This is a genomic window from Nonomuraea fuscirosea (assembly GCF_035917475.1).
In the GTDB taxonomy this organism is placed as follows: domain Bacteria; phylum Actinomycetota; class Actinomycetes; order Streptosporangiales; family Streptosporangiaceae; genus Nonomuraea; species Nonomuraea fuscirosea.
Genome location: NZ_CP109074.1, coordinates 10027779 through 10051718, shown reverse-complemented (window position 1 = coordinate 10051718; position 23940 = coordinate 10027779). Strand labels below are relative to the sequence as shown.

The 23940-nt window shown below is 70.5% G+C and carries 25 protein-coding genes and 1 riboswitch; of the genes, 19 read left to right on the top strand and 6 right to left on the bottom strand.

What is annotated here, in order from left to right; all coding sequences use genetic code 11:
* Window positions 1-87 precede the first annotated feature (87 nt).
* Both OIE67_RS46145 and OIE67_RS46140 read left to right on the top strand, forming a co-directional pair.
* Window positions 88-1560, top strand: coding sequence for a sigma-70 family RNA polymerase sigma factor (locus OIE67_RS46145; RefSeq protein WP_326632516.1), 1473 nt, complete (start codon window positions 88-90; stop codon window positions 1558-1560).
* A 159-nt stretch (window positions 1561-1719) separates the two neighbouring features.
* A complete protein-coding gene (locus tag OIE67_RS46140) occupies window positions 1720-2826 on the top strand; it encodes a C40 family peptidase (protein ID WP_326632514.1) in 1107 nt (368 codons plus the stop codon).
* Between the two features lie 52 nt (window positions 2827-2878).
* On the opposite strand, the gene OIE67_RS46135 is transcribed toward OIE67_RS46140, so the two are convergent.
* On the bottom strand, window positions 2879-3370 hold the full coding sequence (locus OIE67_RS46135) for an inorganic diphosphatase (protein ID WP_106243463.1): 492 nt from the start codon (window positions 3368-3370) through the stop codon (window positions 2879-2881).
* Window positions 3371-3454: 84 nt separating this feature from the next.
* Between OIE67_RS46135 and dacB the strand changes: the two genes are divergently transcribed.
* The 11 genes from dacB to OIE67_RS46080 all read left to right on the top strand — a co-directional run bounded on the left by dacB (window position 3455) and on the right by OIE67_RS46080 (window position 13469).
* The gene (dacB, locus tag OIE67_RS46130) at window positions 3455-4882 is read left to right on the top strand and encodes a D-alanyl-D-alanine carboxypeptidase/D-alanyl-D-alanine endopeptidase (RefSeq protein ID WP_326632511.1); all 1428 of its coding nucleotides are present in this window, start codon (window positions 3455-3457) and stop codon (window positions 4880-4882) included.
* Window positions 4883-4927: 45 nt separating this feature from the next.
* Window positions 4928-6004 carry a zinc-dependent metalloprotease gene (locus tag OIE67_RS46125; protein WP_326632510.1) on the top strand — a complete coding sequence of 359 codons (1077 nt, stop codon included), beginning with the start codon at window positions 4928-4930 and terminating at the stop codon, window positions 6002-6004.
* Window positions 6005-6423: 419 nt separating this feature from the next.
* Window positions 6424-7416, top strand: a complete 993-nt coding sequence (gene tilS / locus OIE67_RS46120; RefSeq protein WP_326632509.1) for a tRNA lysidine(34) synthetase TilS — start codon at window positions 6424-6426, stop codon at window positions 7414-7416.
* 10 nt (window positions 7417-7426) lie between these two features.
* A complete protein-coding gene (gene hpt / locus OIE67_RS46115) occupies window positions 7427-7978 on the top strand; it encodes a hypoxanthine phosphoribosyltransferase (RefSeq protein ID WP_326632507.1) in 552 nt (183 codons plus the stop codon).
* Window positions 7979-8216: 238 nt separating this feature from the next.
* Complete coding sequence (gene ftsH, locus OIE67_RS46110) at window positions 8217-10211, top strand: ATP-dependent zinc metalloprotease FtsH (RefSeq protein WP_326632506.1); 1995 nt, start codon at window positions 8217-8219, stop codon at window positions 10209-10211.
* Window positions 10208-10786 carry a GTP cyclohydrolase I FolE gene (gene folE / locus OIE67_RS46105; RefSeq protein ID WP_106243473.1) on the top strand — a complete coding sequence of 193 codons (579 nt, stop codon included), beginning with the start codon at window positions 10208-10210 and terminating at the stop codon, window positions 10784-10786. Before ftsH ends, folE begins: the two co-directional genes overlap by 4 nt.
* 57 nt (window positions 10787-10843) lie before the next feature.
* Window positions 10844-11701 (top strand): dihydropteroate synthase, encoded by an 858-nt coding sequence (gene folP, locus OIE67_RS46100; protein WP_456094152.1) that lies wholly within the window; start codon window positions 10844-10846, stop codon window positions 11699-11701.
* Window positions 11698-12144: a nuclear transport factor 2 family protein gene (locus OIE67_RS46095; RefSeq protein WP_326632503.1), complete on the top strand. Its 447-nt coding sequence runs from the start codon at window positions 11698-11700 to the stop codon at window positions 12142-12144. The genes folP and OIE67_RS46095 overlap by 4 nt, the downstream gene beginning before the upstream one ends.
* Window positions 12134-12499, top strand: a complete 366-nt coding sequence (gene folB / locus OIE67_RS46090; RefSeq protein WP_407674781.1) for a dihydroneopterin aldolase — start codon at window positions 12134-12136, stop codon at window positions 12497-12499. Before OIE67_RS46095 ends, folB begins: the two co-directional genes overlap by 11 nt.
* Window positions 12496-12999: a 2-amino-4-hydroxy-6-hydroxymethyldihydropteridine diphosphokinase gene (folK, locus tag OIE67_RS46085; protein WP_106243481.1), complete on the top strand. Its 504-nt coding sequence runs from the start codon at window positions 12496-12498 to the stop codon at window positions 12997-12999. Before folB ends, folK begins: the two co-directional genes overlap by 4 nt.
* A complete protein-coding gene (locus tag OIE67_RS46080; RefSeq protein ID WP_326632499.1) occupies window positions 12996-13469 on the top strand; it encodes a DUF3180 domain-containing protein in 474 nt (157 codons plus the stop codon). Before folK ends, OIE67_RS46080 begins: the two co-directional genes overlap by 4 nt.
* Before the next feature lie 8 nt (window positions 13470-13477).
* Here OIE67_RS46080 and OIE67_RS46075 read toward each other — a convergent pair whose 3' ends face one another.
* Genes OIE67_RS46075 through OIE67_RS46065 form a run of 3 tightly spaced genes read right to left on the bottom strand, consistent with a single transcriptional unit; the run spans window position 13478 to window position 15940 of the window.
* Entirely contained in the window at window positions 13478-13663 is a 186-nt protein-coding gene (locus tag OIE67_RS46075) for a hypothetical protein (RefSeq protein WP_326632498.1), read from the bottom strand.
* The gene (locus OIE67_RS46070; RefSeq protein ID WP_326632496.1) at window positions 13656-14798 is read right to left on the bottom strand and encodes an acyltransferase family protein; all 1143 of its coding nucleotides are present in this window, start codon (window positions 14796-14798) and stop codon (window positions 13656-13658) included. Before OIE67_RS46070 ends, OIE67_RS46075 begins: the two co-directional genes overlap by 8 nt.
* Window positions 14795-15940 carry an NADH-quinone oxidoreductase subunit D gene (locus OIE67_RS46065; RefSeq protein ID WP_326632494.1) on the bottom strand — a complete coding sequence of 382 codons (1146 nt, stop codon included), beginning with the start codon at window positions 15938-15940 and terminating at the stop codon, window positions 14795-14797. Before OIE67_RS46065 ends, OIE67_RS46070 begins: the two co-directional genes overlap by 4 nt.
* Window positions 15941-16062: 122 nt before the next feature.
* Between OIE67_RS46065 and OIE67_RS46060 the strand changes: the two genes are divergently transcribed.
* Window positions 16063-16779 (top strand): DoxX family protein, encoded by a 717-nt coding sequence (locus OIE67_RS46060; protein WP_326632492.1) that lies wholly within the window; start codon window positions 16063-16065, stop codon window positions 16777-16779.
* A gap of 117 nt (window positions 16780-16896) precedes the next feature.
* Here the strand turns inward: OIE67_RS46060 and OIE67_RS46055 are convergent, their stop codons facing one another.
* Complete coding sequence (locus tag OIE67_RS46055) at window positions 16897-18195, bottom strand: aminotransferase class V-fold PLP-dependent enzyme (RefSeq protein WP_326632489.1); 1299 nt, start codon at window positions 18193-18195, stop codon at window positions 16897-16899.
* Window positions 18196-18241: 46 nt separating this feature from the next.
* A riboswitch (SAM riboswitch) is annotated at window positions 18242-18357 on the bottom strand.
* A 117-nt stretch (window positions 18358-18474) separates the two neighbouring features.
* On the opposite strand from OIE67_RS46055, the gene OIE67_RS46050 reads away from it, so the two are divergent.
* Both OIE67_RS46050 and OIE67_RS46045 read left to right on the top strand, forming a co-directional pair.
* Window positions 18475-19227 carry a TerC family protein gene (locus tag OIE67_RS46050; RefSeq protein WP_326632487.1) on the top strand — a complete coding sequence of 251 codons (753 nt, stop codon included), beginning with the start codon at window positions 18475-18477 and terminating at the stop codon, window positions 19225-19227.
* A 9-nt stretch (window positions 19228-19236) separates the two neighbouring features.
* Window positions 19237-20430, top strand: a complete 1194-nt coding sequence (locus OIE67_RS46045) for a cytochrome P450 (protein WP_326632485.1) — start codon at window positions 19237-19239, stop codon at window positions 20428-20430.
* Window positions 20431-20480: 50 nt separating this feature from the next.
* Here OIE67_RS46045 and OIE67_RS46040 read toward each other — a convergent pair whose 3' ends face one another.
* Window positions 20481-21443 carry an SAM-dependent methyltransferase gene (locus tag OIE67_RS46040; RefSeq protein ID WP_326632483.1) on the bottom strand — a complete coding sequence of 321 codons (963 nt, stop codon included), beginning with the start codon at window positions 21441-21443 and terminating at the stop codon, window positions 20481-20483.
* Window positions 21444-21627: 184 nt separating this feature from the next.
* Here OIE67_RS46040 and OIE67_RS46035 point away from each other — a divergent pair, with 184 nt between their 5' ends.
* From OIE67_RS46035 to panC, 3 genes are all read left to right on the top strand, one after another.
* On the top strand, window positions 21628-21855 hold the full coding sequence (locus tag OIE67_RS46035) for a chaplin family protein (protein WP_326632481.1): 228 nt from the start codon (window positions 21628-21630) through the stop codon (window positions 21853-21855).
* Window positions 21856-22163: 308 nt separating this feature from the next.
* On the top strand, window positions 22164-23054 hold the full coding sequence (locus OIE67_RS46030; protein WP_326632479.1) for a Rossmann-like and DUF2520 domain-containing protein: 891 nt from the start codon (window positions 22164-22166) through the stop codon (window positions 23052-23054).
* Window positions 23055-23076: 22 nt separating this feature from the next.
* Window positions 23077-23913: a pantoate--beta-alanine ligase gene (gene panC / locus OIE67_RS46025; RefSeq protein ID WP_326632476.1), complete on the top strand. Its 837-nt coding sequence runs from the start codon at window positions 23077-23079 to the stop codon at window positions 23911-23913.
* Window positions 23914-23940: the final 27 nt, after the last annotated feature.

The window sequence follows — 23940 nt, the reverse complement described above, 5'->3', positions numbered from 1 at the left end:
CAATTTTCCGGTTCTTCGGCTGACAAGTGATGCCTTCGGCGTGGAATCGGTAGAACTGCTAGTTACCGATCCATTACCTTCGGTCACATGACTGACCGCGTTCTGGTCGAAGCACTCCGCGCCCGTGATCCCGGAGCGCTCAGCGCGCTCTACGACGCGTACGCGGAGAGCGTCTACCGCTATTGCTGGTCCCTCCTCCTCCGCGCCGACAGCGCGCAGGTGGCGCTCCGCGACACGCTGATCGCCGCCGAGGCGCACGCCGGCGCGCTGGCCGCGCCCGACCGGCTGCGCGCCTGGCTGTTCGCGCTGGCGCGCGCCGAATGCCTGCGGCGCAGAGCCGCCGCGCCACCGGGCGCCGCCGAGGCGCTGGCCGAGGCGCCCGCCCCCGACGACCCCGCCGACGCCGACCTGCGCGTCATGGCCTGGAACGCGGTGCACGGCCTGCCCGTGGCCGACCGGGAGCTCCTGGAGCTCGTCCACGGGCACGAGCTGCCCGCGGACGAGCTGGCGCAGGTGCTCGCCACACCGCCGCGCCAGGTGGAGCTGCTCCTCGAAGCGGCCCGCGAACGCCTGGGCGACGCGATCACGGCCGAGGTCCTGGCCAGGAAGGGCCCGTACGACTGCCCGCGGCGCGCCCGCATCCTGGCCGGGTTCGGCGGCGAGCTGACCAGGGAGATGCGCGAGCACCTGGTCAGGCACCTGGCGCGGTGCGAGACCTGCGCGCCGCATCGCGCGCGCGAGGTGTCCCCGGCCAAGGTGTACGCGCTGCTGCCCGCGCCCGCGCTGCCCGACACCCTGCGGGTCAGGGTGATGAGCTGCTTCGCCGACCCCGAGCTCCTGCCCTACCGCCGCTACGTCGCCCGGCGGACCGCCGCGCTTGGCGCCGCCGGGTTTCCCGTTCCCCCGCGGCGGCAGGGCCGGCGCTGGCCTCAGGCGGTGGCGGGCGCGCTGGCGGCGATCGCGACCGTGGTGGCGATAGCGGTGATCTTCGATCGGATCGGAAGGGAGAACGGCGGGGTGACAGGCGTCGCGACGGCCGCGTTCCCGGCGACGGGTGAGCCTCCGGGCATCCGGCTGCCCTGGCAGGGCGATCCCCACGATGTGCCGCTGACCGTGGAGCCGATCCTCGACAACACCACCACGCAGCCCCTGGGCGTGACCGGCACGCCGACCGGGGCGCCGGCTCCGGCCGTGCCGTCCCAGGGCCGCTCCTCGCCCACCGGCGCACCGGCCACGTCGTCGTCCCCGCCCGGCAGGTCCCCCAGCGGCGACGACGCCGCGCCGGACCCGGATCCCGTGCCGGACGGGCTGCCGGCCGAGCCGCCCGGGCACGATCAGCAGACCGGCCGGCCGACGACCGGCACCCCGCCCGGCGGGCCGCCCGACGACGCGCCCGGCGGGCCACGCCCGACCAGACCCGGCACCCGTACCCCGACCCCGACACCCACCCCCACGCCGACACCGACCCAGACCCCCACCCCGACCGCCACACCGACGGAGACGGCCACCCCTACCCCTACGGAGGAGCCCTCGGCGACCCCGTCGGAAACGGGAACCTGACCTCCCGCGCCCGGCGCCACGACCGCGGCCCGCGCGCGTCCGGCCCTGTCTCTGACGCGCGCCCGTGAATAGGGAGCCTGTTCACTTTCACGTGACGTTATGTGAGTGAAGTCCCGGGAACTGTGTGCACAGAGTAACCATCTGTGTCCAGGGGGACCTATGCGCGCATTCCGGGCCGGGCTCCTAGCGGGCTGCCTGCTCGTGGCCGCCTGCCCGCCGGTCGAGGCCGAGCCGGGGCCCTCGTCGCACGACGTCAAGCAGGCCCGCCAGACTGCGCGCGACAGGTCGAAGCGGCTCAGCAGGACGACCGCCAAGCTGGCCACCGCGCACTCGCGGCTGGAACGGCTGGCGGCCGAGGTCGAGCGGCTGGTGGAGGCGTACAACGGGGAGATGGTCCGGCTGCGGCAGGCCGAGCAGAACCACCAGCAGGCCAGAGCCAGGCTGGCCGCGGCCGCCGCCGAGGTCGAGCGGGCCAGGCAGGCCGTGACGCTGCTGGCCACCGAGAGCAACGGCGGGCTGGGTTCGCTCGGGCCGGTCGTCGGCATGCTGCTCGACCAGGGCGGCACAGACGGGTTCCTGCACCGCGCCAGCGTGCTCGGGCACCTGAGCGGCGAGCGGGCCGCGGTCCTCGGCCGGATGCGCGACGCCCAGGAGGTGGCCGCGATCCTGCGCATCCACGCCGACAGCGCGTACGCGGCCCAGCAGGCCGCCTCGGAACGCGCCCGGCTGGCCAGGATCGCCGCCGAGCGGGCGGTGGCCGGGCAGCGGCGCGCGACCAGGGAACTCACGGCGCGCAAGAGGACCCTGCAACGCAGGGTCGACGCCGCCCGCACCCGCGCCGACCTGCTGGCCAGGCGGCGGGAGGCGGCGCTGGCCGGGCTCGTCACCGGCGGCTCGGCCATGGGCGACGTGGCCGCGAACTGGGCGCTCACCCAGCTCGGCAAGTCCTACGTGTGGGCGGCCGCCGGCCCGGAGACCTACGACTGCTCAGGGCTGACGATGCGGGCGTGGGAGAAGGTCGGCGTACGGCTCGACCACTGGACCGGCACGCAGTGGACCTCGGGCCCCCACGTGCCGCTCGACCAGTTGCGCCGCGGCGACCTGCTCTTCTTCGCCCACGTCACCGGCGACCCCGCGACCATCCACCACGTCGGCATCTACGTCGGACGTGGCCAGATGGTGCACGCGCCGCAGACGGGCGACGTGGTGCGGGTCGCCTCGATCTGGCGCGGAGACCTGGTGGGCGCCACCAGGCCCGCCCCATGAGCCGCCGGCGGTGGCCCCAGTGGCAGCCTCAGCAGTGGCCTCAGCAGGGGACCTAGTGGTGGCCTTCTTCCTTCGCTCGCCGGAACGAGCGCTCGATCTCGGCCTCGGCCTCGATGCGGCCGACCCAGTTGGCGCCCTCGACCGACTTGCCGGGCTCCAGGTCCTTGTAGACCTCGAAGAAGTGCTGGATCTCCAGCCGGTCGAACTCCGACACGTGATGGATGTCCTGGATGTGATGCATGCGGGGGTCGGTGGACGGCACGCAGAGCACCTTGTCGTCACCGCCCTTCTCGTCGGTCATCCGGAACATCCCCACCGCGCGGCACGTGATGTAGCACCCGGGGAACGTCGGCTCCTGCAGCAGCACCAGCGCGTCCAGCGGGTCGCCGTCCTCACCGAGGGTGTGCTCGATGAAGCCGTAGTCGGCGGGGTACTGCGTGGAGGTGAACAGGAGCCGGTCAAGCCTGATCTTCCCGGTCTCGTGGTCCACTTCGTACTTGTTCCGTTGCCCCTTGGGAATCTCAACGACAACGTCGAACTCCACCGCGGTTCCTCCGCTCAGGCCCCCGGGAACCCCCGGATGGGCGTTAATGTCTCGTAGGCGAACACAGGAGAGAGGGCAGGCGACGTGGCGCGGCGCGACCAGTGGGTGATGCTGACCACCCTCGCCGTGCTCCAAACCCTGACGATCGTCACCGGCGTCTACGCGATGACCACCGACTTCAGCCTGAGCGCGCTGACGAACGGATCGACACCCACCGGGCCGACGGCGTCGTCACCGGCGGAAGGCTCTTCCCCCGTCCCCGTGGTCACCTCCGGGCCGGTGCTGGCCCGGCTGCCGGTGAAGCCCGGAGACGGACCTCTCCCGACTAAGGGTACTTTGACGCGCCAGCTCACCGGCGCCCTGGGTGACAAAGCACTCGGCGGCCGGGTGGGCGCGGTCGTGATCGACACGGTCACCGGAGAGCAGATCTTCGCCTCCAACGCCGACCTGGCCATCACCCCCGCCTCGACCACGAAGATCGTCACCTGCGCCGCGGCGCTGGCCGCGCTCGGCCCCGACACCCGCCTGTCCACCCGCGTCGTCCAGGGCCTCAAGCCCGGCACCGCGATCCTCGTCGGCGGCGGCGACCCTCTCCTCGCCGGCCCCTCCGCCAAGGACGACGGCTATCCGAAGCAGGCCCGGCTGAGCACTCTCGCCGCCCGCACGGCCGCCACGCTCAAGGCGCAGAACGTACGCAAGATCACCCTTTATTACGACGCCTCTCTCTTCACCGGCACCCCCAAGGCGCCCGGCTGGAAGACCAACTACATCCCCGACGGCGAGGTGGCCCCGGTCCACGCCCTCACCATGGACGAGGGGAGGCAGGACCCCCGCTTCCGCAGCCCCCGCGTCGCCGACCCGCCCCGCTACGCCGCCGCCGCCTTCGCCCGGCTGCTCGCCAAGCAGGGCATCACCGTCGCCAAGTCCGTACGCCAGGCCAAGGCCCAGCCCGGCGCGGCCGAGCTCGGCAAGGTCGACTCCGCCCCCCTGTACGCCCTCGTCGAGCACACGCTCACCCGCAGCGACAACGACCTCGCCGAGGCCCTGCTGCGCCACGTCGCCGTCAAGCAGGGCCGGCCCGCGACCTTCGACGGTGGCGCCGCCGCCGTGATCGCCGTCCTGCAGCGACTCGGAGCCGGCCAGAACGTGGCGCTGTCCGACGGCAGCGGCCTGTCCATCCGCAACCGCATCAGCCCCAACGCCCTGGCCAAGGTCCTCGCCCTGTCCGGTTCGGCCGCCCACCCCGAACTGCGCGCCGTCGCCTCCGGCATGCCGATCGCCGGCTTCTCCGGCACCCTCGGCAACGGCCGCCGCTTCACCAGGAGCGACAGCAAGGGCCAGGTCGGTCTCGTCCGCGCCAAGACCGGCACCCTCAACAACATCAACACGCTGGCCGGGATGGCCACGACTAAGGACGGGCGGCTGGTCACGTTCGCCTTCATGGCCGACCGCGTACCCCTCAACGCCGAGCCCGTCCTCGACCGGCTCGCCGCCACCGTGGCACGTTCCTGACGCGCTCCTTCGCAGCCGTGGGGAGAACCACGTACGGTGGACGGTATGCAGGTGATCGACTGGGATCTGGCCGTCACGACCGGTACGCGCCTGGTGCGCCCCGGTCCTCAGGTGAGCCGGGAGGAGGCCAGGCAGGCCGTCACCGAGCTCCGCACCCTGTCGCGCGAGGCCGAGGGCCACGTGCGCGAGTTCACGAAGATTCACACCGAGACCGCGCCGCAGCCGGCCACCATCGTGGACCGGCCCGGCTGGATCAAGGCCAACGTCGAGGGCTTCCGCGTGGTGCTGGAGCCGCTGACCCAGCGCATGGCCGGCGGCGACAACCAGCCGCCCGCCATCGTCACGGCCGTGGGGTCCCGCATCACGGGCGTCGAGGTGGGCGCCGTCCTGGCCTTCCTCGCCTCGCGCGTACTCGGCCAGTACGAGCTGTTCCTCCCACCCGACCCCACGGGCAAGGAGGCCGCCGGCCGCCTGACGCTCGTGGCCCCCAACATCGTCCACGCCGAACGCGAGATGGGCGTCAACCCGCACGACTTCCGCCTCTGGGTCTGCCTGCACGAGGAGACCCACCGGGTGCAGTTCACCGGGGTCAAGTGGCTGCGCGAATACGTGCGCGGGCAGATGACCGAGTTCCTGCTCGCCTCCGACCTCGACCTGCCCACCCTGCTCGAACGGCTCCGCAACGCCGCCGACACGGTGGCCGACGTGGTGCGCGGCGGCGAGGGCAACCTCATCGACGCCATCCAGTCGCCCGGCCAGAAGGAGATCCTCGACCGCCTGACCGCCGTGATGACCCTCGTCGAAGGCCACGGAGACTACGTCATGGACGCGGTCGGCCCGTCGGTGGTCCCCTCGGTGGCCGACATCCGCGCCAAGTTCGCCCAGCGCCGCGAGGGCGGCTCCCGCCTGGACCGCACGGTACGGCGGTTGCTGGGGATCGAGGTCAAGATGAAGCAGTACGCGGAGGGCTCCGCCTTCGTCCGCACGGTGGTGGACCGGGTGGGCATGGACGGCTTCAACAAGATCTGGACCTCCCCGGAGACCCTGCCGACCACCCCGGAAATCGCCGATCCCACCCTCTGGATCACCCGAGTAATCGGCACCCCGGCCCTCCCCGCCTGACGCCCCGCCAAGAACCGGCACGGCGACATCGAGGTCCCCCGGCGCCACCGGAGACCGACACCCCAACTCCCACCCCACCCGACCACCCGAGCTCTTACACCTCTCACCGCCTCTTCCCGCGCCACGTCAACGGGAGGCGGTGCGATGGTGCCTGGCGCTCGTGCGCGGTGCTCGGCCCGGGGGTGGCGTGGTGGTTCCGGCGTCCCCCAGCAGGATCGGCGGGTTAGCGCGGGCGCCTCGCTTTCCTGGCTCTCGTCTCGCCCGATCACCCACACGCCTGCGACACCGCCCACCGTCTCTCCCTGCGCCTTCTCCCTGCGCCGCGTCGGCGGGCGGTGGTGCGGTGGTGTCCGGCGCTTGTGGGCGGTGCTCGGCTGGGCGTGCGTGCCTCGTTGGGTGAGGGGCGGGAGAATGGGGGCGTGGGTCCGCAACCGGCTGTAGCCGACGTTCGTAGAGCAGTGCGTGAGGCTCTGGTTGACGTGCCGGAAGGTGCGCTGGTGCTGGTGGCGTGTAGTGGTGGGGCCGATTCGTTGGCGTTGGCGGCGGCATTGGCCTTTGTCGCTTCCCGTGCGCGGCTGCGGGCGGGGCTCGTCACTGTGGATCATCAACTGCAGGAGGGGTCGGCGCAGCGGGCGGAAGCGGTGGTGAAAGTGGCTCGGGACATGGGGCTGGAGCCGGCCGAAGTGCTCACCGTCACCGTGGGCGCCCAAGGAGGGCCCGAGGCGGCGGCGCGGGAGGCCAGGTATGCGGCGCTGGCCGAAGCGGCCGAACGGCTGAAGGCGGAGACGGTGCTGCTGGGGCACACCAGGGACGATCAGGCCGAGACCGTGCTGCTGGGGCTGGCCAGGGGGAGCGGGCTCCGTTCGTTGTCGGGCATGGCCGCCAGGTCGAGGCGCTATCGGCGGCCCTTGCTCGACCTGCCCAGAGCCACCACCGTGGCGGCCTGCCGGGCGATGGGCCTCACCCCCTGGGACGATCCGCACAACGAGGACCCCCGCTACACCCGCGTCCGCGTCCGCCGTACGGTGCTGCCGGTGCTGGAGGCGGAGCTGGGGCCGGGGGTGGCCGAGGCGCTCGCGAGGACGGCGGGGCTGGCGCGGCAGGACGCGGACGCGCTCGATGAATGGGCCGATACGGCGTACCAGAATTGCGCTCTAAGCGATATCGGCGGGTCGATAAAGGTGACCGTGGCCGAGCTGGAAAAGCTGCCCGACGCCGTCAGGCGGAGGGTGCTGAGGCGGGCCGCGCTCGCCGCCGGAGCCCCGTCCGGAGCCCTGTCGGCCACCCACGTCCTGGCCGTGGACCGGCTGGTCACGAACTGGCGCGGGCAGAAAGCCGTGGACCTGCCCGGGGGTCTGTCCGCCGTCCGGCGATATGGCACCCTGATATTCGCCATCAGTCCCATCGCGTAAGGAACCACACGTGGACGCAGCCGACATGGGCAATGACCTGGAAAAGGTCCTCATTCCCGAGGACGAGCTCCAGGCCAAGATCAAAGAGCTCGCCGGCCGGATCGACGAGGACTACGCGGGCCAGGACGTCCTGCTCGTGGGCGTGTTGAAGGGCGCGGTCATGGTGATGGCCGACCTGGCCAGAGCGTTGCACGTGCCGGTGCAGATGGACTGGATGGCGGTGTCCTCGTACGGCGCGGGCACCAGGTCGTCCGGCGTCGTCCGCGTGCTGAAGGACCTCGACACCGACATCCTGAACCGCCATGTGCTGATCGTCGAGGACATCATCGACTCCGGCCTGACCTTGCACTGGCTGCTGGAAAACCTCAAGTCGCGTAATCCGGCCTCGCTGGAGATCTGCACCGCGCTGCGGAAACCCGACGCGGTGAAGGTGCCCATCGAGGTGAAATACGTCGGCTTCGACATTCCCAACGAGTTCGTGATCGGTTATGGGCTCGACTACGCGGAGCGATACCGGAATCTGCCGTTCATCGGCACTCTGGCGCCCCACGTATATAAGTAGGACTCTCCGCGATGGCCGGGAACATCGCGGAACGTGACGTACGTTGATAGGGCAAGACCGGTGTAGCGGGCGGGTCCCTCCGTGCGCTGTGCCGGTGTACCTTCAGACTCCGGGAGGGTGACCTCGCGTCCCCTTCGGGTAGTCAGAAGTCGCGGTGTCGGATGCCGCGGCCCCGGGCCAGCCCGGGGTTCCAGGCCATGGTCAGGAAGGGACGGGCCCGCAAGGGGTTCCGCATCGGATGGATCTCAAGCGATTTACACGTGGGCCACTGCTGTGGATCCTGGGCATCGTCGTGCTGCTCCTGCTCGTCACCCAGCTCTGGAGTGGCGGCGGAAATTACAAGACGGCCGACACGTCCTTGGTCCTTCAGCAGATTCGCGCCGGAAACGTCAGCAACGCCAAGATCGTTGACAAGGACAACCGGATCGAGGTGACGCTGACCAACCCTGTCGCGGTCAAACAGGGTGACGCCCCGACGAAGCTGATCCAGTCCGACTGGGTCACCGGTTACGGCGCCAAGCTGACCGACGAGCTGCAGGCTCAGGTCGTCGCGGGCAAGACGAAGAGCTTCACGACCGAGGTGCCGCAGGAGAACATCCTGCTCAGCCTGCTGGTGAGCTTCCTGCCGATCGTCATCATCGTGCTGATCTTCCTGTTCATCATGAACCAGATGCAGGGCGGCGGCTCGCGGGTGATGAACTTCGGCAAGTCGAAGGCCAAGCTCATCACGAAGGACACCCCCAAGACCACCTTCGCCGACGTCGCCGGCGCGGACGAGGCCATCGAGGAGCTCCAGGAGATCAAGGAGTTCCTGCAGGCCCCGGCCAAGTTCCAGGCGATCGGCGCCAAGATCCCCAAGGGCGTGCTGCTGTACGGCCCGCCCGGCACCGGCAAGACGCTGCTGGCGCGCGCCGTCGCCGGCGAGGCCGGGGTGCCGTTCTACTCGATCTCCGGTTCCGACTTCGTCGAGATGTTCGTCGGCGTCGGCGCCTCGCGTGTGCGCGACCTGTTCGAGCAGGCCAAGGCCAACGCCCCGGCGATCATCTTCATCGACGAGATCGACGCCGTCGGCCGCCACCGCGGCGCCGGCCTGGGCGGCGGTCACGACGAGCGCGAGCAGACGCTCAACCAGCTCCTCGTCGAGATGGACGGCTTCGACGTCAAGGGCGGCGTGATCCTCATCGCCGCGACCAACCGGCCCGACATCCTCGACCCGGCGCTGCTGCGTCCCGGCCGCTTCGACCGGCAGGTCACCGTCGACCGGCCCGACCTGGAGGGCCGCAAGGGCGTCCTGCGGGTGCACGGCCGCGGCAAGCCGTTCGCCCCCGACGTCGACCTCGACGTCATCGCGCGCCGCACCCCCGGGTTCACCGGCGCCGACCTGGCCAATGTGATCAACGAGGCCGCCCTGCTGACCGCGCGGGCCGACCAGAAGCTGATCACGATGGACACCCTCGAGGAGTCGATCGACCGTGTCATGGCAGGGCCCGAGCGCAAGACGCGGGTCATGTCCGACAAGGAGAAGAAGATGATCGCCTATCACGAGGGCGGTCACGCACTGGTGGCGCACGCGCTGCCCAACTCCGACCCGGTCCACAAGATCACGATCCTGTCCCGCGGCCGCGCCCTCGGTTACACGATGACGCTGCCGATGGAGGACAAGTTCCTGGCCACCAGGTCCGAGATGATGGACCAGCTCGCGATGCTGCTGGGCGGCCGCGCGGCGGAGGAGCTCGTCTTCCACGAGCCCACCACCGGCGCCTCCAACGACATCGAGAAGGCCACGGCCGTCGCCCGGCGCATGGTGACCGAATACGGCATGAGCGAGCAGCTCGGTGCCCGTAAGTTCGGCAGCGGCCAGGCGGAGGTCTTCCTGGGCCGCGAGATGGGCCACGAGCGCGACTACTCCGAGAAGATCGCCTCCACGATCGACGAGGAGGTCCGCCGGATGATCGAGACGGCGCACGACCAGGCCTGGGACATCCTGGTCCAATACCGCGACGTGCTGGACAACCTGGTGCTGGAGCTCATGGAGAAGGAGACCCTCTCCCGCGACATGGTGCTGCAGATCTTCGCGCCGGTGGTCGTCAAGGAGCACCGCCCGTCCTACGCGGGCTACGGCAAGCGGCTCCCCTCCGACCGTCCGCCGATCCTGACGCCGAAGGAGCAGTCGGCCAACGGCTCGCTCACCACGGGGCATCAGGGCGCACTGCCGTCAGGGGACAGTGCGTGACTCAGCACGACGTCGACCTGGGGCGGATCGAGAAGGCCGTTCGCGAGATCCTCTACGCCATCGGCGAGGATCCCGATCGTGACGGCCTGATCGAGACGCCCGCCCGGGTCGCCCGCGCGATGGCCGAGCAGTACTCCGGGCTCGGCCAGACGCCGGAGGAGGTGCTCACCAAGGTCTTCGACGTCGATCACGACGAGATGGTGCTCGTGCGCGACATCGAGGTCTACTCGACCTGTGAGCACCACCTGGTCCCGTTCCACGGCCTGGCCCACGTCGGCTACATCCCCAACACGAAGGGCCAGGTCACGGGCCTGTCGAAGCTGGCCCGCCTGGTCGACGTCTACGCCCGCCGCCCCCAGGTGCAGGAGCGCATGACGTCCCAGATCGCCGACGCTCTGATGCGCGTGCTGGAGCCGCGCGGAGTCATCGTGGTGGTGGAGGCCGAGCACCTGTGCATGACGATGCGCGGCGTACGCAAGCCGGGCGCCAAGACCGTCACCTCCGCCGTCCGCGGCAGTTTCCGCAGCAGCGACAGCACCCGATCCGAGGCGATGGCGCTCATCCTGGGCCGCTGAGGACGAACGGGGTACCCACGATGTCAGCAAGTGTGGGGAAGCGCCTAGGCTTGGCCCATGACTAGCGTGCCCATCAGCGTGCCGGGAGGTGCGGAGCGGTGCCTCGTCATGGGCGTGGTCAATGTGACGCCTGATTCGTTCTCCGACGGCGGCCAGTGGTTCGACGAGGCGGCCGCCATCCAGCACGGCCTCGATCTGGTACGCGAGGGCGCCGACATCGTCGACGTGGGCGGCGAGTCCACCCGTCCCGGCGCGGCCAGGGTCGCCCTCGAAGAGGAGCTGGCCAGGGTCGTCCCCGTGATCAGGGCGCTGCGCTCGGAGGGCGTGGCGGTCAGCGTCGACACGATGCGCGCCGAGGTGGCCAAGGCCGCGGTGGAGGCGGGCGCCCAGCTCGTCAACGACGTGAGCGGCGGCCTGGCCGATCCCGAGATGCCGCGCGTGGTGGCCGCGACCGGGGTCGCCTACGTGGTGATGCACTGGCGCGGCCACAGCCATGACATGGACACCCGCGCCGTCTACGCCGACGTGGTCACGGAGGTGCGCGAGGAGCTGAGCAAGCGAGTCGACCTGGTGCTGGCGGAGGGGGTCACGGAGGAGCAGATCGTGCTCGACCCTGGCCTCGGCTTCGCCAAGAACGCCGAGCACAACTGGGCGTTGCTCGCGGGCATCCCGGAGCTGACGGAGCTGGGCTATCCGTTGCTCGTCGGGGCGTCACGCAAGCGTTTCCTGGGGCGGCTGCTGGCCGACGCCGACGGCACGCCCCGGCCGTTCAGCCGCAGCGACGACGCCACGCTGGCCGTGACCGCGCTGGCCGCGCAGGCCGGCGCGTGGTGCGTACGCGTGCACGAAGTAGGTCCCAATGCCGATGCCGTGCGCGTGGCAGCCGCATGGAAGAGAGCCGGAGCCAACACATGAGCGTCGACACCGCCGCCATCGAGACGGTCAACCAGGAGTTCTACACCGCGATCGAGAGCGCGGACCTGGACAAGATGACGGAGATCTGGGCCGAGGACACCACCGACGACCAGGTGAGCTGCGTCCATCCGGGGTGGACCCTGCTGACGGGCCGCTCGGAGGTGCTGCGGTCGTGGGCCCTGATCATGGCCAACACGACCTACATCCAGTTCGTGCTGACCGACGTGAGCACGACCGTGCTGGGTGACGTGGCCGTCCTGACCTGTGTGGAGAACATCCTGACCGCGGGCGAGGAGGGTGAGGCCAGTTTCGCCGCGGGCAAGGTGGTGGCGAGCAACGTCTACCTCCGCACCTCGCAGGGCTGGCGGCTGTGGATGCACCACGGCTCGCCGGTGCTGCAGGGGGATGACGACGAGGAGGAGGAAGGCGAGCTTGAGCCCTGATCGCATCACTCTCAAGGGCCTGCGGGCCAGGGGGAGACACGGCGTGCTCGCTGCCGAGCGGGAGCTCGGGCAGGAGTTCGTGGTGGACGCGACGCTGTTCCTCGACACCGCGCCGGCGGCGGCCGGCGACGACCTGACCAAGACCGTCCACTACGGGGAGCTGGCGCAGGCCCTGGTCGAGGTGGTCGAGGGCGAGCCGGTCGAGCTGATCGAGACGCTCGCGCAGCGCCTGGCGGACGTGTGTCTGGCGGGCGAGCCGGTACGCAAGGTCGAGGTGAGCGTGCACAAGCCGGCGGCGCCGATCCCGCTGCCGTTCGACGACGTGATCGTGACGATTGAGCGGAGCCGCGGATGAAGGTCGTGCTCTCTCTCGGCAGCAACCTGGGGCACCGGTTCCAGACGTTGCAGGGTGCCGTGGACACGCTGTTCGACGCTCCAGGGCTGGAGTTCGTCAAGGCGTCCCCCGTCTACGAGACCGATCCCGTAGGAGGGCCGGAGGGGCAGCGGCCCTTCCTCAACGCGATCGTGGTGGCCGAGACGACGCTGGCGCCGCGCACCCTGCTGGAGCGGGCCCAGGGCGTGGAGAACGCCTTCGGCCGCGTCCGCGAGGAGCGCTGGGGCCCCCGTACCCTCGACATCGACCTGATCGTGGTCGGCGAGCAGGTCAGCGACGACCCCGACCTGACGCTGCCGCATCCACGGGCGCACGAGCGCGCGTTCGTGCTCGTGCCCTGGTCGAAGGCCGACCCTGAGGGCGTGGTGCCCGGGCACGGGCGGGTGGCGGAGCTGCTGGAGGCGGTCGAGGAGCAGGGTGTACGCCTGCGCGACGACCTCAAGCTGCAGAGGCCCGATTGAAGCCGACCCATCCCGGCGTCCTGGCCGGCATCTTCGCTGTCCTCGCCCTGCTGACCTGGGCGGTGATCCGGCAGGTCTACTCCGAGCTGCCCCTCATGCCTTGGACCGCGATCCCCACGGTCCTGCTGCTGGCCATCGGCGAGGGTTACAGCGCCTGGGTGACCAAGGCCAGGATCGCCAGGAAGCCCGGCACCAAGCCGGTCGAACCGCTCGCCGTGGCCCGGCTGGCGGCGCTCGCGAAGGCGTCGGCGTACGCGGGAGCGGCCTTCGGCGGGATCTTCGCCGGGTTCGCCCTGCACACCGTGCAGCTGCTCGACCGGGAGACGCCGCGCGGCGAGTTCTTCGTCTCGGCCGGGTCGCTGGTGTCGTGCGTCGTGCTGGTCTGCGCCGCGCTCTACCTGGAGCACGCCTGCCGCATCCCCAAGGACCCGGAGGAACAGGGCCAGTACCGGCAGAACGGACGAGACTAGGCTCCGGGCTAGTTGTGCTCGCCGAGGCCCTCCACGGTCCTGCGGGCCGCCGCGGCCAGGCGGTCGTGCCACATTTCGCGCTGGAGCAGGCGCAGCGCGCGGCGCAGCACGTCACTCGGCCGCTCGTCTTCGCGAAGGGCGGTGCGGATGATCCGCTCGTCTTCGGCGTTGGCCCGGAAGGCGATCTCAGCCATGTCCCGAGCTTATGGACCCGCCGACGCCCTTGTCCTGCGTTTGCCCGACGGGGGCCCGCCTGCGGCCGAAGAGGTAGATGACCGGAGCCGTGCAGATGAGCGGCCCGATGACGGCGATCGGGCGTTCCAGCCACCACACCGTGTCGGGCGGGATCCGGTCGCCCAGTGAGCCGAACAGCCACCACGACAGGCCCAGCGAGATGGCCATCCCGGTGGTGTGGAAGAGGAACAGCGGCAGCGCGTACCGGTTGATGAAGTCGTTGAGCCGCCGCCAGCCTGGCCGTTCCAGCACCCGTTCCATGGCCGGCCGCAGCACCTCGACCAGCCCGATCTGGAAGAGCAGCAGCGCCACGATGACGAACGTGGGCGGCGCCATGTTGGACCACTTGTCGCCGGGGACCCCGACCATCGAGCCCGGGTAGATGCCGGAGTAGACCAGCCCGAACAGGGCGAACAGCCCCGTCCACAGCAGCGCCACGTCGTAGCGTCTGGGCAGGTCGACGACGCGGTCGTAGAAGAACCCGGCCTGGTGGGCCAGCCCCCAGATGATGATCATATTGAGCCAGGCGACGCCCTCGACCTCGTACCGGAAGCGCAGCACGTCCACCACCAGCGCCGCGCCGGCGAGCCAGATGAGGGTGAGCACGTCGTAGTGCTTGTGCAGCCAGAGCGCGAGCGGCAGCAGCGCGATCAGCACGAGGTAGACGCCGAGGAACCAGAGCGGGCTGAGCACGAGCAGCACGACCCGCCACATCCAGTCCACCTGGAACGTGTACGTCACCACCGCTCCGATGGCGATCCACACCCCGGACAGGACCAGCGCCGGTAAGGCCAGCGCCTTGATCCGCCGCGCCACGAACGAGCCGATGCCGACGCCGCGCGCCCTGGCCCGCCGCCAGGACAGCAGGTGCACGTGGCCGCCGACGTAGAAGAACAGCGGCAGCACCTGCAGCAGCCAGGTGAGGATCCACAGGCCGGAGGTGAAGCCCAGCGGGCTGGTGGGCTCGGGGCCCTGCGGCTTCCACTCCAGGATGGTGAAGGCCCAGTGCCACACGACCACGACGATCAGGCTCAGCGCGCGCAGCCAGTCGACGTACTTGTCGCGCTCGGGGGAGGGGGCCGGAGGGGTGGTCACTTGTCGATGTCACCTACCACGAAGAACATGGAGCCGAGGATGGCCACCATGTCGGCCACCAGATGCCCCGGCAGCATCTCGCGCAGCACCTGGATGTTGCTGTAGGAGGCCGAGCGCAGCTTGAGCCGCCACGGCGTCTTGTCGCCCTTCGACACCAGGTAGTAGCCGTTGATCCCGAGCGGGTTCTCCGTCCACGCGTACGTGTGGCCCTCCGGCACCTTGAGCACCTTGGGCAGCCGCTGGTTGACCGGGCCGGGCGGCAGCGAGCGCAGCCGTTCGACGCAGGCGTCCGCCAGGTCCAGCGAGACCTTGAGCTGCTCGAACAGCACCTCGAAGCGGTCGTGGCAGTCGCCCGCGCTCCGCGTGACGACCTTCACCGGCAGCTCGGGATAGGCCAGGTACGGCTCGTCGCGGCGCAGGTCGAAGTCGACGCCCGAGGCGCGGGCGATGGGGCCGCTGACGCCGTACTGCATGATCTGCTCGCGGGTGAGCACGCCCACGCCCCTGGTGCGCGCGATGAAGATCTCGTTGTGCAGGATGAGGTTCTCGATGTCGGGCACGCGGCGGCGGGTCCCGGCGACGGCCTCGCGCACCCGGTCGAGCCAGCCGAGCGGCAGGTCCTCCTTGAGCCCGCCGACCCGGTTGAACATGTAGTGCATGCGCCCGCCGGAGATCTCCTCCATGACGGCCTGGATGCGTTCGCGCTCGTCGAAGGAGTAGAACAGCGGCGTCATCGCGCCCAGCTCCAGGGGATAGGAGCCGAGGAACATCAGGTGGTTGAGCACCCGGTTGAGCTCGGCCAGCAGCGTGCGTGCCCACACGGCCCTGACCGGCGGCTCCATGCCCAGCAGGCGTTCGGCGGCGAGCACCACGCCGAGCTCGTTCGCGAAGCCGGACAGCCAGTCGTGCCGGTTGGCCAGCATGATGATCTGACGGTAGTCACGGACCTCGAACAGCTTCTCCGCGCCCCGGTGCATGTAGCCGATGATCGGCTCGGCGGTGGCGATGCGCTCGCCGTCGAGGGTCAGCCGGAGCCTGAGCACCCCGTGGGTGGACGGGTGCTGCGGGCCGATGTTGAGGATCATGTCCTCGGTGGCCAGCTCTTTCGCGCCCGCGCCGATTCCGACCACTCGTTCCGTCATACGGCAATGCTGCCACCGTCCTCGTACGTGATCCAGCGCGGGGGACGGTCAAGAGATGGTACGGAAACGCATCCCGAAGACGGACATGGGGAGGAATACCGGTAACGGGGGGAGAAAACACCATGAAGAGAGTTCTTTTTGATATCGCAGCCCTGATCGCACGCATCGCCACCGGCGTGATCTTCCTGGCACACGGCTGGCAGAAGTGGCAGGGCGGGCTCGGCGCGACCACTCAAGGGTTCCGTGAGATGGGGATCCCGATGCCGGAGATGGCCGCCGGGTTCTCGACCGTCATCGAGACCGTCGGAGGCGTCTTCCTGATCCTCGGCCTGCTGGTGCGCCCGGTGGCGTTGCTGCTGCTGATCGACATGATCGGCGCGATCGCGTTCGTGCACGGGAGCCACGGCGTGCTGTCGGCGAACAACGGCTGGGAGCTGCCGGGGGCGCTCGGCGCGCTGAGCCTGCTGTTCCTCGCGCTGGGCGGCGGGCGTATCGGGCTGGACGCCATCTTCACCTCGGTCTTCCGCAGGCGCGGGGAGCGGCGGGCGGCCGAGGAGGAACTGGCCGCGCACGCCCCGAGCAGGGGCAGTGCGGCGGGTACCACCGCCGAGGGCACGGCGCCGGCCGGTCGCGCCGGCGGGCCCATGACACCCGCTGAGCGGGACATGTCGGGCGACCGTCCTGAGGTGCCCAGGCAGCCGGCCGCGCCCGACACGACCCGCTCGACCGGCTCCACCGGCTCCACCGGCTCGGGAAGGCTCAACGACGACGACATGAGGGAGATCGACGCGCTCGTCTCCGACGAGCCGCCGCAGCACCACAAGCCGCCGAACCGCTGACCTCCCGGGCGCGCGACCTGAGCCTTCGGGTGTGTGACCCGAGCCTTCGGGTGTGTGACCCGAGCCTTCGGTCACGTGCTCGGAGGACGGCAACGGCGGGTGCGGCCCGTGGCGGGCTCAGCAGCGGGAGACGAGGTCCCGCACGGCCTCGATCAGCCGGTCCACGTGCTCCTGCGTGCTCCCGATGCCGATCGAGGCCCGCACCGCCGAGCCGGTGTCGTCCGCGCAGTCCCCATCGGAGGCGCCGCCGGAGGTGCCCAGCAGGTGCCGGACGAACGGGTGCGCGCAGAACTTCCCGTCACGCACCCCGATGCCGTACTCGCCGGACAGCGCCTCGGCCACCTCCCGCGCCGAGTATCCGGCCACGGTGAACGACACGATGCCGACGCGCGGGTGGTCGTCCCCCCACAGGGACAGCTCCCGTACGCCGTCGATCGAGGCGAGCCCCGAGCGCAGCCGCGCGATCAGCCGCTCCTCCTCGCGCACCAGCGCGGTCCAGCCGGTCGCGGTCAGCGCGTCGCAGGCGGCGGCCAGGGCGATGGCGCCGAGCACGTTCGGGGTGCCGGCCTCGTGCCTGGGCTCGGGGTCGTCGTGCCACTCCACGCTCTCCCCGACCGAGCGCACCGCGCCCCCGCCCTTGAGGTACGGCTCGCCCTCGGCCAGCCAGTCCCTCCGCCCGACGAGCGCGCCGGCCCCGAAGGGCGCGTACAGCTTGTGCCCGGAGAAGGCCACGTAGTCCAGGTCGAGCGCGGTCAGGTTGAGCCGCCGATGCGGTACGAGCTGCGCCGCGTCCACCAGGATCCTGGCCCCGTGCCGATGCGCGATGTGCGCCAGCGCGGCGATCGGCCACAGCTCGCCGGTGACGTTCGAGGCGGCGGTGACGACCAGCAGCTTGGGCCCCTCGATCGCGGCCAGCGCCTCGTCGGCGGCGCGTACGGCCTCGCCCGGGAAGGCGGGCGGCGCCAGCCGCACGGCGTGCCGCCAGGGCAGCAGGGAGGCGTGGTGCTCGGTGTCGAAGACCACCGTGGTGGTGCCCTCGGGCAGGCAGCCGGCCAGCAGGTTCGTGGCGTCGGTGGTGTTGCGGGTGAAGATCACGGAGTCGTCAGGGCGGGCGCCGACGAAGGCCCTGACCGTGTGCCGGGCCTGCTCGTACCGGGCGGTGGTGAGCTGCGAGGCGTAGCCGGCGCCGCGGTGGACGCTGGAGTAGGCCGGGAGCGCGGCGGTGACGGCGGCGCTGACCGGCTCGAGACAGGGGGCGCTGGCCGCGTAGTCCAGGTTGGCGTACCCCACCAGCCTGCCGCCCTTGACCGGCACCTCCAGGTCGGCGCCCAGCACGGCGGGGATGGGCCGGCTCGTTGCGGACGGCGCGGCGGCCTCGGGCGTACGGGTGGAGCTGAAGATCGTCAGAGTGGACACAGGGGTACCTCCTGAAGGGCCATCGGACCCCTGGAAGCAGCCACGGAGCCCGCGCTTGCCCGCCACACCTCGTGACGGACCAGGTCTTCACCCGGGGCACCCCGCCGCGGACGCGAGGGTTGCCGGCCAGCTAGCCGGGGCTTGTCGCTGGCACTCATGACCTACGAGGGGAACTATAACCGACACCCGGGCATGAATCGCAACCCCGCGAACTAATCCGCGGCCCGGCTCGTTGCTACCGGAAACCCCTATCCGCCCCCCGAGTCATGGAGGTATCCGATGCTGGACTGGGTGGCCGATCCGAACATCTGGATCGGCTTCTTCACCCTGGTCGCCCTGGAGATCGTCCTAGGGATCGACAACATCATTTTCATCTCCATCCTCGCCGGGAAGCTGCCCCCTGAGCAGCGCGACAGGGCCCGCGTGCTCGGTCTGGCGGCGGCGCTGGTCAGCCGCCTGCTGCTGCTGTTCGGCCTGTCCTGGGTGGTGCAACTCACCCAGCCGCTGTTCACGGTGCTGGGTCAGGAAATTTCGGGACGTGACCTGATCCTGCTGCTCGGCGGGCTGTTCCTGCTGGGCAAGAGCGTCACCGAGATCCACCACAGCATGGAGAGCCCGGCCGGCAAGGACGGCAAGCAGGCCGCCGCCATCTCCTTCACGTCGGTGATCGTGCAGATCATGGTGCTGGACGTGGTGTTCTCGCTGGACTCCGTGATCACCGCCGTCGGCATGGTGGACGAGCTGGGCGTCATGATCGCGGCGGTCGTGGTGGCCGTGGTGGTGATGCTGTTCGCCTCCGGGCCGATCAGCCGGTTCGTGGACGCGCATCCGACCATCAAGATGCTGGCGCTGTCGTTCCTGGTGCTGATCGGGGTGGTGCTCGTCGCGGAGGGGCTCGACCAGCACATCCCGAAGGGCTACATCTACTTCGCGATGGCGTTCTCGGTCATCGTGGAGCTGCTCAACATCCGGGTCCGCAGCCGGCACGCCAAGAAGCAGCAGGCACACCAAGAAGGGGGAACCCCCTCCTAAGATGAAATAGTGGGCTTTGATCCTTGGAATCCGGATTTCGTGGCGTACCCGTACAACGTGTACGACCAGTTGAGGCGCGAGGCGCCCGTCAGCTACTACGAGCCGACGGGCCAGTGGCTCGTCGCGCGGCACGCCGACGTCAACGCGCTGCTCAGAGACCGCCGGCTGGGCCGCTCCTACCTGCACGTGGCCACCCACGAGGAGTTCGGCAGGCCGGCGGAGCCGGAGTTCCAGGAGCCGTTCTGGCGCGTGATCAGAGCGGGCATGCTCGACGTGGAGCCGCCGGTGCACACCAGGCTGCGCCGGCTGGTCTCCAGGGCGTTCACGCCGCGCATGGTCGAGTCGCTGCGCCCCCGCGTCCGCGCCATCGCGGGGGAGCTGGTCGCGGCGTACGTGGACAAGGGCGGCGGTGATTTGATCGCCGAGGTGGCCGAGCCGCTCCCGGTGACCGTCATCGCGGAGATGCTCGGCATTCCCGGCCAGGACCGCCACCTGCTGCGCCCCTGGTCGGCCGACATCTGCGGCATGTACGAGCTCAACCCCGCCGCCGAGGCCCAGCACACCGCGGTGCGCGCGGCCGAGGAGTTCGCCGGCTACCTCAAGTCCCTGGCCGCCGAACGTCGCCGCGCCCCGGGCGAGGACCTGATCTCGGCGCTCACCCAGATCGACGAGCTGACCGAGGACGAGCTGGTCGGCACCTGCGTGCTGCTGCTCAACGCCGGCCACGAGGCCACCGTGAACGTGACGGGCAACGGCTGGTGGTCGCTGTTCAGGAACCCGGGCGAGCTGGCCAGGCTGCGTGCCGACCGGTCCCTGCTGCCCACCGCCGTCGAGGAGCTGATGCGCTGGGACACGCCGTTGCAGATGTTCGAGCGCTGGGTGCTGGAGGACATCGAGGTGCACGGCGTACGGATCCCGCGCGGCTCGGAGGTGGCGCTGCTGTTCGGCTCGGCGAACCGGGATTCCGCCGTGTTCGAGGACCCGGACCGGCTCGACGTGGGCCGCGCCGACAATCCGCACATCTCGTTCGGCGCGGGCATCCACTTCTGCCTGGGCGCGCCGCTGGCCCGGATCGAGCTGGCGGAGTCGTTCGGCGCGCTGCTGGACCGCGCGGGCACGCTGGAGCTGCGCCAGGAGCCGTCCTGGAAGCCCGGTTACGTCATCCGCGGCCTCCAGAGCCTCGACCTGACCGCCACCGCCTGAGCCGCCACCGCCACCGCCTCAGCCCACCGCCCAGGGCCCGGCGCTTTCGTTCAGCGCTTCTGGCTGAGCCAGCCGAAGCCGCCGAGCCCCGACGGATCGATCAGCTCGCCCTCCTCCGAGGCCCGCGCCAGCGCCCTGAGATAGCCGCGCGGATCGGCCCTGGCCAGGTCGAGCGGCGGACGCGCGCCGGTGATCCCCAGCTCGCGCAGCGCCTCGCGTTGTGTGGACAAGGTTGTGGATATCGCACCGGCCGAGATCCCGGCCGCCGCGCACGCGTCGAGTGCGACATGTGCGGTGATGTCGCAGGTCCCGTCGGGTACGGGAGTGACGACCGCGCCGTCGCGGTAACCGGTCAGCGTGCCGCACAACGGCCGGTTGTCCACAGGGTGTGCATAATCGATGGCGACCGCCCGGCCCCTGCTGAGACGTACCAGGACCGAGGCCCAGGCCTCGTCGCGGGGGCGGCCGATCTCGGCCCGCGAGCCCACGCGGGTCAGCGGCCACCATCGCTCCAGCCAGGCCCGGTCGGCCGGCCGCAGCGGCCCGCCGAGCCGCTCCTCGCCCGTGCGCACGTCGACCAGGATGAGGCGCGGCCCGTCGGCGGTCTGCTCGGCCACGTCGAGCGGCACGTTGTCCAGCCACTCGTTGGCGATGACCAGCCCGGCGATGCCGGCGGGCACCGCGCCGGACCAGCGCACGCGCTCGGGCAGCCCCGGCGGCCTGGGGGACAGGTCGACGGCGGTGACCCGCAGCCGATCGCGCAACTTCGGCTGCGCCGACTCCAGCACCTGGGTGACCAGCACGCCCTCGCCCGCGCCGATGTCGACCAGGTCGAGCACGTCGGGCTCGCCCAGTTCGGCGTCCACTTCCGCCAGCAGCGCCAGCACGGCATCGGCGAAGGCGGCCGAGGCGCTGACCGAGGTGCGGAAGTGGCCTGACGGGCGTTCGCGCAGGTAGAAGCCCTCCTCGCCGTACAGCGCGCGCTCGGTGGCGGCGCGCCAGGTGAGCCACATGTTCTGGACTATCTCATGACTCGCGATGGGTACGCACTGTCATCAACTGACTACTCAATGTCTCCGACTTGCGGTAGCGTTTACCCATTGTCATCGAGTGATCGCGTTGCGCCACCCCCAAGGGCGCAGCGGATCTCTTCCCGAGCACTCGCGGCCCGGAGCCGCGAAACTGAGAGGAGCCCTCATGCTGAAGAAGGTCCTGGTCGTCGCCGGTGCCGCCGCCATGCTGTCGATGGCCGCCCCGGCGCACGCCGACATCACCAACGGCGCCGGCGGCGTGCTCTCCGGCAACCAGCTGCACCTGCCGATCACCGCCCCGATCAACATCTGCGGCAACGCCGTGGCGGTCATCGGCCTCGCGGTGGCGGGTTGCAAGGGCGGGGCGAGCGCGTACGCGCCGAGCCACCACTGACGACGTGAGAACCCGGGCCGGCGCAGGCCGGCCCGGGTCCGTGTCCCCAACTGGTCAGTCGGCGGATGACCAGCCGGCGCACCTCCAAAGGGGTCGCGATGTACGGGCGTCAGGTTCCGGCAAGGGACATGGCGCCCGTTTTCATGCGGTGACCCCTCTCCTCATCTCTTCCGACAGGGGGTGCGTTCTTTGTATTCCCTTGTCGCTTTTGTCGTTAACTCAACGCGCGGCAAAGCACTCGTCACGCTGGCAGTCTCACGAGGCCGTTACGCTGGTCGGCGGTGCCATTACGACAGGGGTGAGACGTCATGGACGCAGGGGATCGCCCGGCCCGGCTGACTGTCGGCGTACTGGGGGCGGGCAAGGTCGGCTCGGCCCTCGGCGCCGCGCTGGCGCAGGCGGGGCACCGGGTGGTGGCCGCCAGCGGCGTGTCCGACAACTCCCAGCGGTGGGCGGCCGAGCGGCTCGGCCTCAAGCCGTCCAGGCCCGACGAGGTGGTGGCCGCGGCCCAGCTCATCCTGCTCACCGTGCCGGACGACCCGCTGCCCGGCCTGGTCAGCGGGCTGGCCAGCACGGGAGCCGACCTCCAGGGCAAGATGCTGGTGCACACCAGCGGGGCGTACGGGCTGTCGGTGCTCGACCCCGCGGCCGAGGCGGGCGCGCTGCCGCTCGCGCTGCACCCGGTGATGACCTTCACCGGAAGGGACGACGACCTCAACAAGCTCACCGGCATCTCGTACGGCGTCACCGCGCCCGACGTGCTGCGGCCGGTGGCCGAGGCCCTGGTGATCGAGATGGGCGGCGAGCCGGTGTGGATCGCCGACGCCGACCGCCCGCTCTACCACGCGGCCCTGGCCGGAGCCGCCAACCACATGGTCACGCTCATCGCGGAGTCCTCCGACCTGCTGCGCGGCATCGGCGTCGAGCATCCGGGCCGGATGCTGGGCCCGCTGCTCGGCGCGGCGCTCGACAACGTGCTGCGGCTGGGCATCGCCGGCCTGACCGGCCCCGTCGTGCGGGGTGACGCCGGTACGGTACGCAAGCACGTCGACGCGCTCATCCTGGCCGCCCCCGAGGCGGCCGACGCCTACATCGCGCTGGCCCGCCTCACGGCGGACCGGGCGCTGGCCGCGGGGTTGCTCAAACCCGAGGAGGCGGAGCGGCTGCTCGACGCGCTGGGGGGCAATATATGGACCTGACCGTCGCGCTTGGAGGGCACTTATGGAGCTGATCGTCGCCGGCAACCGGGAAGACCTGGTCAAGGCGCGCCGGGCCGGTACGGTGGCGCTGGTGCCGACCATGGGGGCGCTGCACGAGGGCCACCGGTCGCTGATCAGGCAGGCCCGGGTGCGCGCCGATCAGGTCGTGGTCAGCATCTTCGTCAATCCTCTGCAATTTTCTCCAAACGAGGATTTTTCGCGCTATCCCCGTACATTCGACTCCGATCTTGACGCGTGCCGCGCCGAAGGCGTGGACGTCGTGTTCCATCCGGCCGTCGAGGACATGTACGCGCCCGACCGCCAGATCTCCGTCTCCTCCGGCGAGATGGGCCGCATCGTCGAGGGCGCCGCGCGGCCCGGCCACTTCGACGGCATGCTCACGGTGGTGCTCAAGCTGTTCAACCTGGTCCAGCCCGACCTGGCCGTCTTCGGGCAGAAGGACGCCCAGCAACTCGCCCTCATCCGGCGCATGGTCGCCGACTTCGACCTGCCGATCGAGATCCTGGGGTCGCCGACCGTACGCGAGCCCGACGGCCTGGCCCTGTCCAGCCGTAACCGCTTCCTGTCGGAGGACGACCGGCGGCTGGCCCTGGCGCTCTCGCGGGCGCTGCGCGCGGGGGCGGCCCGGCTCGCCCCGTCCGAGATCAGGCGGACGGCCATGGCCGTGCTCGACGAGGCGGGCCCCGGGCTGGAGGTCGACTATCTGGCCCTGGTGGATCCGGCCACGTTCGCCGAAGTGAGCGAGTCGTACGAAGGGCTGGCCGTGCTCGCGGTGGCGGCCAGGGTCGGGTCCACGCGGCTGATCGACAACGTCACGCTCACCCTCAACCCCGTCTGAGGGCCCCCGGGGAAGGGGCACGCTGCG